Here is a 16803-nt window from a genome sequence, read left to right as displayed (position 1 = left end):
GGCCGGGGGGCGTGGCTTACAAAATGATCTTCTCAATAGGCATTACCACAATGCCTTGTGCACCAGCTTGTTTGAGCTGGCTTATGCGGTCCCAGAAATCGCGCTCGGGGATCACTGTGTGTACAGCAACCCAACCTTCTTCGGCCAATGGCACTACCGACGGACTTTTTACACCTGGTAGTAAAGCAATAACAGCGTCAAGGTTCTTTTTTTCAACGTTAAGCACTACATATTTAGTCTCTTTAGCGCGTAAAACAGATTGGATACGCTGGATCAGCTCTAATACAAGGTCGCTTTCGGCAACGGCCTTGCTGCCAATCAGCACCGCTTCTGATGACATTACATCGGCAAAGGGTTTCAGTCCGTTGCTTTTTAGCGTACCACCTGTTGATACCAAATCGCAAATGGCGTCGCTAAGGCCTAAACCCGGTGAAATTTCAACCGAACCGGAAATGGTGCGGATATCTGAAGTAATATTTTGTTGTTTTAAAAACTTGCCTAAAATGACAGGGTAGGTGGTAGCAATTGCTTTGCCGTGTAAATCGGCAAGGGAATTGATATCGCTGTTGTTTGGTACAGCTATTTTGAGTGAGCATTTACCAAAGCCCAAACGTTGCAGGTAGCTTACTTCAACTTCGGTTTCCTGGATCACGTTTTCGCCTACGATACCTAAATCGGCAATGCCGTCCTGTACATACTCAGGGATATCGTCATCGCGAAGGAAAAGGATTTCTAAAGGGAAATTGGATACCGGAGAGATAAGCGAGCTTTTGTAGTTTTCAAAGTTTAAGCCGCAATTTTTTAATAATTCAACAGATTTTTCGTTGAGCCTACCCGATTTTTGGATAGCTATTTTAAGTGTTTTCAAAAGATTGAATTTAAGAGACTATGATAAAAAAGAATATAAACGGAGGTTGTTATTTCGCGTAGAAACATACATATTAGCTGATCACCACATGGTGGTGATGCAGATGAAGATGATGTAGTGCGATACCGTTCATTTTTTATATAGTAAAACTATAGATTAGCGGTGCAAATATAGACAGATGTTTTTTAAATCAAAATTTAAAGTAAAAAAGTGTGCCGGTATGTGAAATTTTTAAGAAGTTTCATGGTTTTTCAGGTGAGTTATTAGAATTTAATTTTGTCATCAACAACGGCGGAGGCCGCAATGGCAGGGGGTTAACAGGGTTAACATAAAATTGAGTATTTTTGAGTTAACTAGGTGATAATTAGTAATTTAGTTTGAAATTGATGCTAACCCCCCAAAATGTTAAAATATTCAGTTTGTAGTTGGTTTTTTGCCGTTGTTGGTGTTGTAACCACAAGTGTTCGGAAGATGAAAAAAAGTAGGGGATTGTGCGATTCCTTCCCCTGGGAGGGTGTATGGAGGGGTTTCGACGGCAGGCTTATCTGCTTTAACGGCGCATAAACCCCTCCTGCCACTACATAAGTCTGCCGCACCTCTCCCCAAGGAGGGAATTAAAAAATCTTCCGAACACCTATGGTGTTGTCACCAACAACTTACGCCTGCATAATGGCCTTGTTAATTCCTGACAACATCAACAATGGCAGGAGGATATTTTTGATTCGTTTATAATATGGGCGTTCCCGTTAGCTAACGGGCCGGGCTTTCCGTTACAAGTCCTCGTGTTTCCTGTGCACAATCCTAACGCCCGCTCCGGGCTTTACACTACAATCTAACGCGGCCCCTACACAGGCCTAAAAAGCATGAATATATGCTAACTTGCTGCGATAAGAAGCCGCGTTCATTCAATTCACGATAATCCTAAAATCCTATAAATCACGGTTCAGACACATACTCATAAATCGCCCCTTCTTCGCCAAAATCCTTGATCTTTTTGAGGTTTTTAACTTTTTGAATATCCTTTAGGTTAATGAGTTCGGGGTTTTCAAGTACATTAAACCAAATGAGGTAATAGTGTTTAACCTTGTAAAACTTATCAATATCCTTAGTGAAAAAGCGATGCGGTACCAGGTACGATGACATGCCCGAGAAGAAGTAGACCGCCTCGTGCGCATCGGTATAGATCTTGATGCCGGGTTTAAACAAACTGTGATCTGTGCCCCTTAAGTAGGCAGCAAATTCCGAATCTATCCAGCTTTCGTCGGTATAGCCTGGGTTGCCGTATTCATCGGCTACCTGGTCGTTGTAGCGGGCTTTATTTATCAAAAATTCGCTAGTGATGAAGCCCAGCATTAATATCACCATTATGGTTCCAACAATACGCCGTGTAGTAGTATTGTTTAACTTTTTAAGCAGTAACAGGGCCCAACTGGTATATCCCCATAAAGCCGAAATGTATAATGGCGATAACAGGCGGTGATTGATCCGTTCATACCTTGAAAAGGTAGATGAGAGCACTATAAATGCTCCGTAAACCAGTGCAAAGGTAATGGCCAGGTTTTCAAAGCTATCCAGCTTGCGGCGGTAATAATTAAATGCCAGGGCGGCAATGAAGCCCAGGAAAATAATAATGGCCAAAGCCGTAGCGGTCCAGTATTGATTTGGACTGAGGCCCATCCAATCGCACATCACAGTACCGAAGTAGTACAGGTTTTTACTGAATGGAGTGATGGACGGCTCCCGCGGACCGGTTGTTGTACCTGTTACAAAAGCATTGAAAACAAGGTTGGTCACCAGTAGCGAGATACAAATTAGCCCGTAAACGATGATATGGGTAATCTTCTTTTTAAGGGGCAATACCCTGTCTAATAGCAAAAGTAAACCGCCTGTACCTACGATGGTAACAGCCGCATAGCGTGTAATACAGCTTACGGCAGCGATAACGGCTGCTACTATAAGCGCTTTAAGTGTATGCTTTAAAAGATATTCGCGGAAAGCAACCAAAAAAAACAGGATCTCAAGAATGAACAGCGTCTCGGACCATAAGTATGAATATACCTGTAATAGTGGCGGGCTCAGGATAATTGCCGCCAGCATTAGCCACTTATAAATTCTTGAGGCAGGTACAAAGTGCTCCATGATCCAGCCGCTGGTGAAGATAAGCGTGGCGAACATAATACCGTTCAACACCGCGCCAAACTTAACCGGATCTATTTGCGTGATGAACGAAATAATGCCAAGATAAATGGGATAAAATACCGGGAAATCAACAATGGGCACATGGTTAAAGGTTAGCAAAGTGCCGTGCCCTTTAAAACTCCTTGCTGCGCTGGTATACATAATACTATCCGGCGAAATCCCCACGCCACTGTACCTGAAAAACAAGCTTAATATAAACCAGCCGATAAGGGCGGCAATAACAGCATCAAGGTTTTTTAAGTAGCGGCTTTTTTGCATAGGATAATATAAATATTGGTAAAAAGCAGGAGAGAAGAAAATGTTTTAAGGAAAGGGCTTTATTTTTATGTCATTGCGAGGAGGAACGACGAAGCAATCGCATGCTATACCGGGCAGTTATGCCTCCGTGCGGTTGCCACGCTTCGCTCGCAATGACATGTTTGTTTGCCTTACGCAATCTGATCAAGTACCGTGCTTATAGGCTGATCACTGTCGATCAGGATGCCTTTTACACCAGCAGCAGTTCCGGCTTCAACGTCGCGTTCACGATCGCCTATGAAATATGATTTTGATGGGTCGATGTTGTATTTGGCTATGCCCTGAAGCAACAAGCCTGGTTTTGGTTTACGGCAATCACAATCGCCGGTAAAGTTGGGGTGATGCGGGCAGTAAAAAAAGTCGGTGAGTTCAACGCCATGTTCGTGATAAACCTGTTTTAGATGGTTGTGCATTTTTGCCAGTTCCTCTTCGGTGTACCATCCTTTGGCTAAGCCGCCCTGGTTTGTAGCAATAAGCAGCATATAACCACGGTCTTGCAGGGTTTTAAGGGCATCAAAGTTATCAAGTACATGAAAATCCTCAAAACGGCGCACGTAATCGCCCATTTCCTGGTTTAACACACCATCACGATCTAAAAAAACAGCTTTAACTTTATCTGGCATTGATTTTAAATTTTCGGCAAAGGTACGTTTTTTTAGTTCATGGTTGATGGTTCATAGATCGTAGTTAACGATTGGTGATTGGTAGTTGGTTTATGAGATGGCTTTATAGTAGTGGTGGTAGAAAGATGAGTGAATAAAGCAATCTGATGAATCCGTTAATCCTATAAATCCTGGTTCAGAAAAAGCGTTAGGGATAGTAGCGGATACCGAGGTGCAAAAGGTTTGTAGAAATAGAAATGAATTGGATTTTTAGTGTGCCAGAGGTACACAACTCCGATGTTCCGTACCTCTGGCACGGTTATTTTCGGTATATTATGTGCTACAAACCTGTTCCCCCTCTGGGGGATTTTCTTAACTTAATGACATTGGGATACCGGCCCTGAGCGTAATGCCTGCAGGCGTATGAGCGTATAGCGCGGGCCGCAGGTAACGCCATTATTGATTTCGAATATCGGATTTTCGATTTCGGATTTTTTTCTGAACCGTAATTAAACGAATTATAGGAATTAATTGAATTTTAAAATTCTGTCCATTAATTAAATTCGTTTAATTCGAGTTCAGACAAATGAACGGAGCAAAGCAACTAATCTCTAACCTCAAATCACTAATCGACTAATCTCAAAAAATAAAAACAGTCAATTAAGTAATATCGTTAACTATACTGCATCTAAATAAAAAATGGCCGGTTAAAGCTGGCTAACAAACTTAAACTAAAATGGATACATCACTTATTACTACCAGCACAGCCTTAGATGGCTACAGGGTTACTAGGCATTTAGGCGTTGTACGTGGCATTACGGTACGCAGCCGGAGTGCGTTGGGTAACATTGCAGGAGGTTTTCAATCGCTGTTTGGCGGCAGGCTTTCAATTTATGTTGAACTGTGCGAAAATGCCCGTGAAGAGGCTTATCAATTGCTGATTCAGCATGCGCAGGCCATTGGTGCCAATGCCATCATAAACATGCGTTACGATGCAAACGAGGTAATGCAGGGCATTACCGAAGTACTTGCTTATGGTACAGCTGTTGTAGTTGAAAAGGTTTAATAAAAATAGAAAAACCGCCCCGATGTAGTTTTCGGAGCGGTTTTTCTGTTATGCCTTACATGGCTATATAATAGCCTACTTAAAATATGAAAGCGGGATTGTTTTCCACATACCATGAGCGAGGTGACCTATCAGCAGCTCGTATATGAGGTAAACCGGCCAAAATATGTAATGGATAATCAATAAAATTATGCTGTGGTTATAGTACCAGCTTATCATTAAGGTATATAAACCCAATACAAGGTACAGTATGCTGGTTTCGCGCTTTTCCATTTTTGGCTTTTTATTTTTAGCTAATTTATAAATAGCGTTTAAATTAACGACAATTTTTCATGCTGTAAATTACGGTATAATCGGCAGCGCTGTTGGTTTGCTGTTTGCCGGTTTTTGCATCGTATTGATAAGGTTTTTGTGCAAGTTTGTTGCCCCTTAACTGAAAATCGACACTTAGCGTATCGGAACTGCCTTCCTGGCCGTAAGTCCATAAGGCTTTGATAACATTGCCGTTTAAATTACCCATCAATGTGCCTTTGCGGGCATCTTTTTCTTTAGGCAACCAATCCATATCGCCGGTAACCTTGTTGCCGTTGATGTGCAGGTTTACTTTTGTAGTATCCTGGCTGGCGCTCCCTTCGGTAGTATAAAAGCAATACTCCATATTTACAGCCGGAGCATCGGGAGCATTTGCCATGGCGGTGTCTTCCTTTTTAATTGCCGTATCGGCATCATTTGTTGAACGATTGCCCGAGCAAGAGGCAACCATTATTGCGATAAGGGAAACAAAGCCTAATTGAAATTTCATAACTGTGGTTGATTTTTTGTTATGACAATTAAAATACTAAAAGGTTCAATCACTAAAAGCTATAGCCACTAAATAGTTACAATGTAACAATTAAATATTCGTTGAACCTTGCTGTGTCGGTTTTTTTTCGGGCGGGGTTGATACAATTTCGCCAAATTCATTTACATAGGCCAGCATGCTATCCAGATCGCTGCTGCCTGCGTTTAGTTTGCGTTCCTGTTTACGTTGTTCTTTATCTTCCTTTTTTTTCTGGCGATTTTTTTCCAGTTGTTTTTTCATGAATGTTGCTTGCGATTTAGCCATAATTATGATTAATTAAGTTAAATAATAGCTATTCCGTATAGCAATAAAAAGGCCGGGCCAGGCGATAAATACCTGTTTCAGTGAGCGTAAAAATGATCTTTAAGTTAAGTTCCGGGCAGCAACGGTATCAGCAGGGAATAAAACAGATCAGCATCAAAATAGCTGGGCGCAGTAAGCTGGAATAGCTTTGAAATTTTGCCGTTTATACACAAAGATAACAAAAATAGCTGAATTTTCAACCGCTCCCTGTCGTTGGGTTGTCATGAATGATTTAAAAAATCCCCATAAAACAACCTCATCCATCTCTCTAAATGAGCAGTAGATGATTATATTTAGCCCCAAACCAATCAACAACCCTCATGAAACGCAGAAACTTTGTTCAAAGCTCGGTGCTGGCCGGAGCTTCGTTATTTACAACAGGCATTTTAAAAGCCTCCACGCTTTCAGGCTGTGCCGAACCTGCTGGCGAAGCAAATGTGATTGCCGGCGATAAACCTTTTAACCTTAACTACGGCATTCATGATGGCATGTTTAAAAGCCATGCCGGCGAAGATTTCATTGACCAGATAAAATTTGCTTACGATAAAGGTTTCCGCGCTATCGAGGATAACGGCATGAGCGGCCGGCCAGTTGAACAGCAAAAAAAGATAGGTGATACACTGGCGAAGCTGGGCATGGCAATGGGCGTTTTTGTGCAGCCCAGCTTGGGTAATGACAGCAACATGCTGGCAACCGGCAATGCCGACCAGGTCGAAAAGTTTATTGCTTCATGTAAAGAGGCTGTTGAGGTAGCTAAACGGATTGGCAGTAAGCTGGTTACCGTTGTTCCCGGAGATTTTGCACGCAAACTGCCCATTGGTGTACAAACCGGTAATGTAATTGAAGCCATTAAAAAAGGTACTGCCATATTGGAGCCACATGGTGTAATTATGGTTTTGGAGCCACTGAGTGATAACCCCGATTTGTTTTTACGCACGCCCGATCAGGCTTATGCCATTTGTAAGGCCGTTGGGAGCCCCTCATGCAAGATCCTGTATGATATGTATCACGTGCAGCGCAACCAGGGAAACATTATTCCAACGCTTGATTTGGTTTACGATGAGATAAGTTATTACCAGATAGGGGATAACCCTGGCCGTAAAGAACCCGGTACCGGCGAGGTAAATTATAAAAACATATTCAAGCACATTTATAATAAAGGCTATAAAGGCGTAATGGGTATGGAGCACGGAACAGCCGGGGCAGGAAAAGAAGGCGAGCTTGCGTTGATCAAAGCTTACAGAGAGGCTGACAGCTTTATTTAGGAAGTTAATGAAATTTAGACTTGCCATTGCATTCCTTTTTATTTCGAATACGCTTTTAGCGCAGGATGCCCTTTTTGCCCGTAAAATGGTTGATACGCTTACGTCGCCTTACTTCTGGGGGCGTGGTTATACTAAAGACGGTGTTCATAAAGCGGCTGATTTTTTATCGGCTCAACTAAAGCATTACGGTGTAAAACCCATGGACGGCAAAAATTACCTGCAAGAGTTTAGCTACCCGGTTAATACTTTTCCCGGCAAAATGGAGGTGGCCGTAAATGGTTTGCAGCTAAGACCCGGCAAGGATTTTATTGTGTCGCCCGATAGCCGTGGGGTTACAGGTACAGGACAGCTGGTTAAAAAGGATAGTACCCACTTTATCGACCAGCAAAATCGTATTGTTTTATCGCTGGAGGATAAGCTTACCTGGTCGGCAGAAGAGCAGGTTTTAGATTATACCGTGATCCAGGTTGACAAAAAAGCGCTAAAAGAAACTCCGGTAACGCTTAACGTATCAATTGAAAATAAGCTGGTCCCCGATTTTAAAACAGCTAATATTTGCGGTATAGTAAAAGGCACAGCCAAACCCGATTCCGTTATCGTGATCACCGCCCATTATGACCATTTAGGCGGAATGGGTGATAAAACTTATTTTCCAGGTGCTAATGACAATGCCAGCGGAATTTCCGAATTGATGGGGCTTGCCAGGTATTACGCTAAACATCCGCTGCCTTACAGCGTGGCTTTCATTTGTTTTTCAGGAGAGGAAGCCGGTTTATTGGGTTCCAAATATTTTACGCAAAACCCGGTTATTCCGCTTAAAAACATCCGCTTTCTCATTAATCTCGATCTTAACGGGACGGGCATTGATGGTATAACCATTGTAAATGCCTCTGTTTATCCAAAAGAGTTTGCTGTGATGCAGCAGATCAACAAGGAAAATAATTACTTTGTGAAAGTAGCCTCCCGCGGTAAGGCAGCCAACAGTGATCATTACTTTTTTACTGAACAGGGTGTCCCCGCGTTTTTTATTTATACTATGGGTGGAATAAAAGCTTATCACGATGTTTTTGACATCAGTGCCACACTGTCACTCAATAAATACACCGATCTTTTTAACCTGATAGTCAAATTTAACGGTAGACTTGCCGGCTTCCGGTAATCGGTTATCAACAAATTCATTTATGCTTTATCCAGACTTTAATCCATTCCCGGTTTTAACAACCGAACGGCTTGTATTGAGACGTTTTACTTATGATGATGCTGCAGATTTGTTTGAAATGCGATCAAACGAAACGGTGATGCAATACATCCACAGGCCAATTAATAAAACCATTGATGATGCGATCTGGCTAATTGATGTTATAGAGGACTTGCTAAGTAAAAATGATGGTATAACCTGGTGTATCTGCCTGAAAAACAGTGATAAATATATCGGCAGTATTGGTTTTTGGCGGATAGAGAAAGACAGCCACCGTGCCGAGATCGGGTACCTTTTAAACCCGGCATACCAGGGGCAGGGGATCATGCAGGAAGCCATAACAGCAGTTATTGATTATGGTTTCAACGTGATCAAACTACACTCCATAGGGGCCTATGTAAGCCCGGAAAATTTCGCTTCAATTAAATTATTGCTCAAAAATAATTTTGTTCAGGAGGCTTATTTTAAGGAAGATCACCTGCATAATGGCCGCTTTGAGGACACTATGGTTTACTCGTTATTAACACAAACTTAAATCTGTTAACAAATTATTTATGCCAGCTATTTTTAATTAAAAAAAAATGATGCATGTTTACGCATAGAAACCAATTATACCTGTGCTGAAAACAATTCAGTTTAAATGGGGTTAACATTAAAAAACAAAAAGAACTTATCATGGCAACAGAAAAAGGAAGTGGTATCACCGCTTATTCAGTGAAAACAAAAACTAAAAATGTACCGATGATCAATCCAGTTATCGACGTAAAATCGGGCAGATACATTGCCACAGGAACAGACAGTGAAGGAAACAAAATGGCTGCCATTATGGGTAAAGCTACTGCTGAAGAGCATATCAAAAATGGTAATGCTAAAAAAGGCTCAGGCTGGTAAATAAAATTAACATACAATCGCCCTGCATTTGTTTAAAATACAGGGCGATTTTGTTTGATGCTTTTAAATTCAGTCTATAGGTGAATTATCGATTTGCCCAATCAACAAGATCCGATATGTCTGCAAATTCCCTGTAAGTTATCAATCTTAAATACCCTTCCAACTCCTCAAGTGTATTCCTGACTGGTTTTAGTATTGTTTCTGAGCCCAGTTTTTCAAGTGATGCTTTAATGATTATCTCCTGATCCAGAAGGTGTATCCCAAAATCAAGATTGTTAAACCATCTATTGTTGGTTGATACTTTCTTATAATGCATTGCATGATGAAAAGAATTAAGCAATTCAACCGATTTTAGAAACTCGCCTTTGGGATTATAAAAATTTACTGAAATAATAGCCGAATCGCCATTTTTTTCCAGTAGTAACGAGGCTTGATGTTTCCTGTCTTTAGAAGGTTTTCTTTTTAACTCCTTTTTATAAATAAATCCGCATTCAATGACTTTGTTATAAGCACTGTCGAAAACAGCTTTATCCCATCCGTATTTTTCTGCACAGAAAATAGCTATCCTGTGTATGGTGTCCAGGATAGTTTTATTCTGATTTTCGGGTGAGCTTAGCCAATATTCCTTTTCGTTAAAAATAGCTTCAACGTTTAGTATACTTCCAAAATATCCTCTTATATAGTCTTCATTTCCAATGTTAACGGAAATTCTTGTAGTGCCTGTCGGTTTGTAACCGTTAAGGAAATCAATGTATAAGTCGGAGATGAGATTGTTTCGAATAGCCAAATCTTTATTGTTATTGTTCTCAGAGTGGCAGTAAAGCGTAATATCATAAAATCCGTAACCCATAATGCCTATATTTTATTTATCCGAAGGATTTTTCTTTTTATTCTGCAGCATCTCTACCATTTTAGCTAAACGGTCCTGGCGGGTTTTTTCCTGTTTGGCTGTGAGGATCCAAAGTACATACTCCTTTTTATGGCTGTAAGCCAGCGACTGAAAGTAGTCAAGCACTCCCGGATATTGTTCCAGCGTTTCCTTTACATAATCGGGCAGGGTAATTATTTTATTATCCACATCAATATAAGCGCTGTGTTCGTTGTTACGTACAGCCTCATTGCGTCCTTCAGAAACTTTTACGGCTTCAACCGGGCGAAAGCGTAATGCCGTCCATACTTCATTAACGGCAGCCGATGCTACCGGGCGCAGGCCATATTGTGCCGGGGCATCCCAACTACTCATCATTTCCAGGTCGGTTTGAATGCCCGAACTTTTTTTGGGATAGATGATCCAGAAAACGGTATCGGCTTTGAGGAGCGGAGTGATCACTTTGAGTTCTGACACCAGCTCGGTGCTATTGATCACAAATAACTGAATGCCGTTAAACTCTCCTTCGGTGCTAAAAACAAGATTGGCGTTATCAGGCAGGGGATACAGGCTATCCGGATAACCAGCCGGGGCATTTTGCAGCAGCCAGCGCGAATTTGGTTTGATCAGCAGTTTTTTAGCAAGCACGTTCATGATAAACAGTTTGATGGTGGATAAAGCTAATGTAAGCATTAAATTAAAATTGAATGACAAGCCCAAACCCCGCTGCATGGTATTTTTAATAGCTTTGCCTTGATGGAACATGTACTTGATAACCCTGCCTGGAACGCGCTTAACACCGGTAATAAAATCTTTGCAGGAGGCAATGATGCAGCTAAATATTTCCCTAAGGAGGTTTCGCCTTTTGTAGGCATTCCTGAGATATCTGCCGAAAATTTTAACCTGCTTTACGATGTCATTCCTTTTGAAAGCCGTTTTATATTTATAGCACCACATGATATTGTGATCCCGGAGCAATGGGAAATAGTACATTACCTTAAATGCCTGCAGATGGTTTTTGAGGGAGAGGTGCCTGCCGATTTTGCTGATGAAGAGCTGTTGCCGCTTACAGAACAGCACGTACCCCAAATGCTTGAACTTACTCAATTAACCAATCCCGGGCCTTTTATAGAACGTACTATTGAGTTTGGACACTATCGCGGCATATTTGATAGCGATAAGCTGGTTGCCATGGCCGGCCAGCGTTTAAACCCTACGCCTTATGCTGAAATTAGCGCTGTTTGTACACATCCTGATTACCTTGGACGCGGTTATGCCGGTAAATTATTATTAAACCAGGCTCAGCGGATTAAAGCAGCTTCCGAAATTCCTTTTCTGCACGTGAAAAGTGAAAATGAAAGGGCTATTAACGTGTATGAAAAGCTCGGTTTTGTGACGAGGAAGGAAATGTCGTTTTATGTATTGAGGAAGTAATTGCAAAAAAATGTCATTGCGAGGAGGAACGACGAAGTAATCGCACGCTATACAGAGCGGCTATGCTTCCTTGCGATTGCCGCGCTGCGCTCGCAATGACATCGTATTATGTTTCCTCTTATATCGCCATCTTAGCAAAAAAGTCCCAAAGTACAATTCCTGCCGACACCACGATATTAAACGAATGTTTGGTGCCAAACTGGGGGATTTCGATACAGGCATCAATTGTCTGCATTACTTCATCGCTTACGCCATTTACCTCGTTGCCAAAAATTAGGGCGTATTTGCCATCTTCGGCAGGTTTAAACTCATGAAGCATAGTGCTGTTCTCGGCCTGTTCAATCGCTATAATCTTATAGCCGTCTTTGCGTAATCGTTCAACAGCTTGGAGAGGAGTTTCGTAATATGTCCAGTTAACAGATTGGGTAGCGCCAAGGGCTGTTTTTTCAATTTCGCGGTGGGGAGGTTGTGCGGTGATGCCGCAAAGACAAATCTGTTCAACCGCAAAGCCATCTGATGTACGGAAGATGGAACCGATATTGTGCATGCTCCGCACATTATCCAACACTACAGCTACCGGTAATTTATCCTGTGCTTTAAATTCATCAACCGTAGCCCGGTTCAGCTCATCCAATTTTAATTTGCGCATACTTTTTTTAGTCCATGGTTCATAGATCATAGTTCATAGCCAACGTATGTTTAATAACAGGCCATGAACCATGAACTATCAACTATGAACCAAGTGCAAAACTATTAAAAAAAGCCGTTAGTTAAGTACAGTAGCCAGTTCGCCTACGCCATCGCCAATAAGCGAGCTGTAAACTGAAGGTGCATAACCAATTTTCTGCGTGTAATATTCGGTTACTTCTTTGCTGAATTTATCGAAAGCATCTCCTTTTACCAACGCTATAGCGCAGCCACCAAAGCCTGCACCTGTCATACGTGCACCGGCAACATCGGGGTTGGTTTTGCTGTATTCGGCAACAGTATCCAGTTCAACACCACTTACTTCGTACAGATCACGCAGCGAACCGTGCGAAGCGTACATCAGCTTGCCAAATTCGGCCAGGTTGTTGGAAGCAAGGGCTGTTGCGGCCAGTTTTACGCGATCGTTTTCTTCAATTACGTGTTTGGCGCGTTTCAGTACAATCGGATCTGTTATCAGGTGTTTGTATTGTTCGAAAGTGGCGCTGTTAATTTCACAGAGATATTTGATATTCAGTTGTTGTTGCAGGGCCTGAAGGGCTGCCTGGCACTCCTGTACACGTTCGTTGTATTTTGACTCGGCTAGTTTGCGAGGTTTATTGGTATTGATAATGGCCAATACATAATCGCCAAGGTTGCTATCAACAGCCTGGTAATCTAAAGTATCGCAATTGAGCATTAAGGCTTTGTTTTTTTCGCCGAAGGCTACCGCAAACTGGTCCATAATGCCGCTGTTAACACCTATAAAATTGTTTTCTACATATTTTGACAATTTAACAAGGTCGAGCTTACTGTAGCCGCTATGAAACAGGTCGTTAAGCGCAAAGGAGGTAACTACCTCAATAGAAGCAGATGACGATAAACCCGAACCGATTGGAATATCGCCATAAAATAACATATCCAGTCCTTTAAGTTGGTGCCCATCTTGTACAAAACGGTCTATAACGCCAATAGGGAAGTTAAACCAGTTTTCACCAGTTTTTTCATAATGAAGTTGCAGCGGAATATCTTTTTGCTCGTTGAAATTTAAGCTTCTGAAACGGAAAATGCCATCTTCGTTAGGGGCGGTCAGTAAATAAGTGCCAAAAGTAATGGCACATGGCATCACCAACCCGCCGTTATAGTCAATATGCTCGCCAATAAGGTTTACGCGGCCCGGCGAAAAGTATACGTTGTCTGCTTCTTTGTTAAAGATCTTGTTAAATTCCTGGTGCAAATTATTCTTCATTATTCAGGTTGGTTTTTCGGAAAACAAATATTGTAAAAATTGTCAACTTTACAGTTATAAATTTATTTTAATTTTTAATTTATTTTTATGGGGTAGTTTTGCTGATATTCGCCCCTGATAAAACCCTTTAACCAGTTAAATAAATACTTATGAAGCAATACCTTGTAACCGCATATGATTACACAGACGCCGAAGCATTTGACCGCCGCATGGCTGCGCGTCCGCACCATGTTGATGGTGCAAAAGCGCTTAAAGCCAGCGGTAACTTAGTTGTAGCCGGAGCTATGCTCAATGATGAAGGCAAAATGATAGGTTCAACAATGATTGTACAGTTTGAAACCTTTGAAGAATTAGAGGCCTGGAAAAATGCCGATCCTTATATTACACAACGTGTTTGGGAAAGTGTTGATGTGAAGCCGTTTAAAGTGGCAGACTTGTAAGTTAGTGGCAGTAGCAGTTGGCAATTTTTCAGTAGAAAATATTCAGTTCGCGGTTGACATGACAGTGTCAAGTGGCGGTTTCTGTGGGCAATATGCAGTGTTTGTAAATTAGCTTGCACATGTAATTGTAGCCTTTCTTATGTCGTTACTGACTGCAAACTGAATACTGACCACTGCAACTGCCACTACTCACTTAAAACTGTTCCGCCCAGCGGCTCATTTTCCAATAGCCCTGGGTATCTTTGGTATAAAAGGCCGTATAACCTTTACCCTGCATAGTGAAATTAAAATCAAATTCGGTTACTGAATTATCATAGGGCAAAAAGTTGGTGACAATACTGTCGGCTACGGCAGCGAGGGTGATACCAAATTCATCAACCGGTTTAGCCTTTTTTTCAACGCTATCTATAAAATCGGCATAATTGTTAAACTTATAATTACCAGATGCATCCTGCTGTCTCGCAGCAGTGAATGCTGCTTCTGCCCATTCCTGTTTATAGGTTTCCATAGCTTTAAGGAGGTCGCCGGCGCTTATTTCAGGTAATCCATCGTTTCCGGTAGTATTGTAGCTATTCAATATTTCTTCTTTACTTCTCATTTGATATTGGTGCCAGTAACTATCTTCTATTGACTTAAATAATAAAAAGGATGCCAAATTACTAACATCCTTTTAATTTTTTGGAGAAATAGTTTCATGTTTCCTTAGGGTCTCTCGCAGATTTAAGTTAACCCACAAAATCAATAGTCAAATTGGGTAATGTGCATAAGTTGAACCCCTCTGGGGTTCGGGAAAGGGTGTTATGTTATTTTCTACAAACCTTTTCCCCCTCTGGGGGATTTTTTGCAATTTAATAAACATGTATTAACTGCCCAAGGACAGGTGCACCAGAGGTGCAAAAGGTTTGTAGCATAAAAATATATAGAAATAGCCTTTGCCCCGGAGGGTCAAAACAAAACGCCTTACTGGTTAAACGACAAAGCAATTTTGTGGGTTAACTTAAATCTGCGAGAGACCTTGAGGGGACGTTAATTATAAACTTTTAATTCCCTCGTTACGCTTCAGCTAAACTATCCAATACATCAATATCATCTTCTGATAACTGAATATCTGCAGTTTTCATGTTTTCTTCCAGATGTTTAACGCTCGATGTTCCCGGAATGAGCAGGATATTTGGCGAATGGTGCAGCAACCAGCTTAATGCAATCTGATGGAGGGTTGCGCCATGTTTGGCTGCTATTCGATTTAATATCTCTTCGCCCTGTACATTACCGCCACCAAGCGGGAACCACGGAATAAAGGCAATGTTATGGTCGCGGGTATATTCCAGCTCGGCTTCCCATTTGCGGTTATCAACGCTGTACATATTTTGTATTGATACTACCTCAAAATATTGCTGTGCAAGTTTGATATCATCAATACTTACTTCAGATAAGCCTATATGCCTGATCTTGCCAGCCTGCTGTGCCTTTTGTAAAAACTCAAATGATTTTTCGGCAGGCACTTTAGGGTCGATACGATGTAGCTGGTAAAGATCGATACGATCAACCTGCAGGCGTTTCAGGCTACCTTCAAGGGCTGCCTTTAAATGCTCCGGCGATGAATCCACCGGCCATTCATTTGGCCCTGTACGTAGCAGGCCGCCTTTTGTACCTATCAGGAGATCGGCAGGGTAAGGATGCAGGGCTTTAGCAATTAATTCTTCTGATACATTTGGCCCGTAGCTATCAGCAGTATCAATAAAATTTACACCGAGTTCAACAGCGCGTTTTAACACGCGGATACTTTCATCTTTATCTTTCGGTGGCCCCCAGATACCGGGACCTGTAATACGCATAGCGCCGTAACCCAAACGATTGATTGTAATGTCGCCACCAATGGTGAATGTTTTTTCAAATGAACTTGTTGTGCTTGCCATGGTCATGTTTTTTGGTTTGATTACTGTAAAGTTCAACTAAAAAACACCGTTATTGTTCATGGAATGTATAACACAAATGTCATTTTGAGGATACACTAATGGATGTACACGAATTACACGAATTAAAGCGCGGTAGTTATTCGTGTAATTCGTATAAATTTGTTTTTATTAGTGTTAATTATCTCCAGGCACCCAATATTAATCCCATCAGGGTTAGTGATACCACGCTGTAACCGCCGTTAATAAATATCAAACGCCAGCTTTTAAGTTCAAACAAACTGTGAATGGCAATGGCACAGAATGTCCAGATACCGGCAAGGAAACCTGCTGCTGTTCCCCAGGCAAGATCGGTTTTTGCGTCGGCCAAAAACATAGCCAGGTTTACAGCCATAATAATGGAAAAGAAAGCTGTGAAGCCAAAGGCTCTGCCTTTGCTGGATGCCTGTAGTTCGGCACTGGTTAGTTTATTATCGGCCATCCAGGCATTGGCAAACAGGGCTGGAGAATACCAGATGCCGCCAACTAAAAATGCAGATAATGCTGCAACCACAACGGCCAGCCAGTTGATAAGTTGAAAGTTCATGATGATAATGTTTAAATTAAATTGGTTGTACTAATATAATTAATAAAAGCTGAAAGCTGAATGCGCAAAGCTCAAAGCTTTCAAGAAAAAATGATTGAA

The 16803-nt window shown here is 41.6% G+C and carries 20 protein-coding genes; 7 read left to right on the top strand and 13 right to left on the bottom strand.

The features are described from left to right. Positions 1 to 16: 16 nt before the first annotated feature. The 3 genes from hisG to AC59JO_RS00735 all read right to left on the bottom strand — a co-directional run bounded on the left by hisG (position 17) and on the right by AC59JO_RS00735 (position 3987). On the bottom strand, positions 17 to 868 hold the full coding sequence (hisG, locus tag AC59JO_RS00745; RefSeq protein ID WP_497302787.1) for an ATP phosphoribosyltransferase: 852 nt from the start codon (positions 866 to 868) through the stop codon (positions 17 to 19). A 936-nt stretch (positions 869 to 1804) separates the two neighbouring features. Continuing rightward, positions 1805 to 3325, bottom strand: a complete 1521-nt coding sequence (locus AC59JO_RS00740; protein ID WP_497302786.1) for a hypothetical protein — start codon at positions 3323 to 3325, stop codon at positions 1805 to 1807. A 170-nt stretch (positions 3326 to 3495) separates the two neighbouring features. After that, the gene (locus tag AC59JO_RS00735) at positions 3496 to 3987 is read right to left on the bottom strand and encodes a D-glycero-alpha-D-manno-heptose-1,7-bisphosphate 7-phosphatase (protein ID WP_091210646.1); all 492 of its coding nucleotides are present in this window, start codon (positions 3985 to 3987) and stop codon (positions 3496 to 3498) included. 715 nt (positions 3988 to 4702) lie between these two features. Between AC59JO_RS00735 and AC59JO_RS00730 the strand changes: the two genes are divergently transcribed. Then, the gene (locus AC59JO_RS00730; protein WP_091210645.1) at positions 4703 to 5032 is read left to right on the top strand and encodes a YbjQ family protein; all 330 of its coding nucleotides are present in this window, start codon (positions 4703 to 4705) and stop codon (positions 5030 to 5032) included. A 75-nt stretch (positions 5033 to 5107) separates the two neighbouring features. Here AC59JO_RS00730 and AC59JO_RS00725 read toward each other — a convergent pair whose 3' ends face one another. The 3 genes from AC59JO_RS00725 to AC59JO_RS00715 all read right to left on the bottom strand — a co-directional run bounded on the left by AC59JO_RS00725 (position 5108) and on the right by AC59JO_RS00715 (position 6137). Next, a complete protein-coding gene (locus AC59JO_RS00725; protein WP_091210644.1) occupies positions 5108 to 5305 on the bottom strand; it encodes a hypothetical protein in 198 nt (65 codons plus the stop codon). Between the two features lie 43 nt (positions 5306 to 5348). Further along, the gene (locus tag AC59JO_RS00720) at positions 5349 to 5834 is read right to left on the bottom strand and encodes a hypothetical protein (RefSeq protein WP_497302785.1); all 486 of its coding nucleotides are present in this window, start codon (positions 5832 to 5834) and stop codon (positions 5349 to 5351) included. 90 nt (positions 5835 to 5924) lie between these two features. Further along, entirely contained in the window at positions 5925 to 6137 is a 213-nt protein-coding gene (locus AC59JO_RS00715; RefSeq protein WP_497302784.1) for a hypothetical protein, read from the bottom strand. 359 nt (positions 6138 to 6496) lie between these two features. Here AC59JO_RS00715 and AC59JO_RS00710 point away from each other — a divergent pair, with 359 nt between their 5' ends. The 4 genes from AC59JO_RS00710 (at position 6497) to AC59JO_RS00695 (ending at position 9530) form a co-directional block, all read left to right on the top strand. Further along, on the top strand, positions 6497 to 7441 hold the full coding sequence (locus tag AC59JO_RS00710) for a hydroxypyruvate isomerase family protein (RefSeq protein WP_497302783.1): 945 nt from the start codon (positions 6497 to 6499) through the stop codon (positions 7439 to 7441). A 7-nt stretch (positions 7442 to 7448) separates the two neighbouring features. Beyond that, positions 7449 to 8600 carry a M28 family metallopeptidase gene (locus AC59JO_RS00705; protein WP_497302782.1) on the top strand — a complete coding sequence of 384 codons (1152 nt, stop codon included), beginning with the start codon at positions 7449 to 7451 and terminating at the stop codon, positions 8598 to 8600. A gap of 22 nt (positions 8601 to 8622) precedes the next feature. Then, positions 8623 to 9174: a GNAT family N-acetyltransferase gene (locus AC59JO_RS00700; protein ID WP_497302781.1), complete on the top strand. Its 552-nt coding sequence runs from the start codon at positions 8623 to 8625 to the stop codon at positions 9172 to 9174. A gap of 140 nt (positions 9175 to 9314) precedes the next feature. Further along, positions 9315 to 9530 (top strand): hypothetical protein, encoded by a 216-nt coding sequence (locus AC59JO_RS00695; RefSeq protein ID WP_090526601.1) that lies wholly within the window; start codon positions 9315 to 9317, stop codon positions 9528 to 9530. Positions 9531 to 9615: 85 nt separating this feature from the next. Here the strand turns inward: AC59JO_RS00695 and AC59JO_RS00690 are convergent, their stop codons facing one another. Further along, positions 9616 to 10380 carry a hypothetical protein gene (locus tag AC59JO_RS00690; protein WP_497302780.1) on the bottom strand — a complete coding sequence of 255 codons (765 nt, stop codon included), beginning with the start codon at positions 10378 to 10380 and terminating at the stop codon, positions 9616 to 9618. Positions 10381 to 10392: 12 nt separating this feature from the next. Then, the gene (locus tag AC59JO_RS00685) at positions 10393 to 11091 is read right to left on the bottom strand and encodes a YdeI/OmpD-associated family protein (RefSeq protein WP_497302779.1); all 699 of its coding nucleotides are present in this window, start codon (positions 11089 to 11091) and stop codon (positions 10393 to 10395) included. A 63-nt stretch (positions 11092 to 11154) separates the two neighbouring features. Here AC59JO_RS00685 and AC59JO_RS00680 point away from each other — a divergent pair, with 63 nt between their 5' ends. Beyond that, the gene (locus AC59JO_RS00680) at positions 11155 to 11832 is read left to right on the top strand and encodes a GNAT family N-acetyltransferase (RefSeq protein WP_497302778.1); all 678 of its coding nucleotides are present in this window, start codon (positions 11155 to 11157) and stop codon (positions 11830 to 11832) included. Between the two features lie 118 nt (positions 11833 to 11950). Here the strand turns inward: AC59JO_RS00680 and AC59JO_RS00675 are convergent, their stop codons facing one another. Both AC59JO_RS00675 and AC59JO_RS00670 read right to left on the bottom strand, forming a co-directional pair. After that, positions 11951 to 12481 carry an RNA methyltransferase gene (locus AC59JO_RS00675; protein WP_413668714.1) on the bottom strand — a complete coding sequence of 177 codons (531 nt, stop codon included), beginning with the start codon at positions 12479 to 12481 and terminating at the stop codon, positions 11951 to 11953. A 117-nt stretch (positions 12482 to 12598) separates the two neighbouring features. Beyond that, positions 12599 to 13765 (bottom strand): galactokinase, encoded by a 1167-nt coding sequence (locus tag AC59JO_RS00670; protein WP_413668713.1) that lies wholly within the window; start codon positions 13763 to 13765, stop codon positions 12599 to 12601. A gap of 149 nt (positions 13766 to 13914) precedes the next feature. Between AC59JO_RS00670 and AC59JO_RS00665 the strand changes: the two genes are divergently transcribed. Further along, complete coding sequence (locus tag AC59JO_RS00665) at positions 13915 to 14205, top strand: YciI family protein (protein ID WP_091210634.1); 291 nt, start codon at positions 13915 to 13917, stop codon at positions 14203 to 14205. A 193-nt stretch (positions 14206 to 14398) separates the two neighbouring features. On the opposite strand, the gene AC59JO_RS00660 is transcribed toward AC59JO_RS00665, so the two are convergent. The 3 genes from AC59JO_RS00660 to AC59JO_RS00650 form a co-directional block, all read right to left on the bottom strand. Then, complete coding sequence (locus AC59JO_RS00660; RefSeq protein ID WP_497302777.1) at positions 14399 to 14803, bottom strand: hypothetical protein; 405 nt, start codon at positions 14801 to 14803, stop codon at positions 14399 to 14401. Between the two features lie 454 nt (positions 14804 to 15257). After that, on the bottom strand, positions 15258 to 16121 hold the full coding sequence (locus AC59JO_RS00655; protein WP_413668711.1) for an aldo/keto reductase: 864 nt from the start codon (positions 16119 to 16121) through the stop codon (positions 15258 to 15260). A 178-nt stretch (positions 16122 to 16299) separates the two neighbouring features. Next, complete coding sequence (locus AC59JO_RS00650) at positions 16300 to 16704, bottom strand: DUF1761 domain-containing protein (RefSeq protein WP_413668710.1); 405 nt, start codon at positions 16702 to 16704, stop codon at positions 16300 to 16302. Between the last annotated feature and the right edge of the window lie 99 nt (positions 16705 to 16803).

The sequence above is a fragment of the Mucilaginibacter sp. A5337 genome, assembly GCF_059690695.1.
Note: the sequence above shows the minus strand (reverse complement) of the source record. Positions and strands in the feature narration are given on the sequence as shown.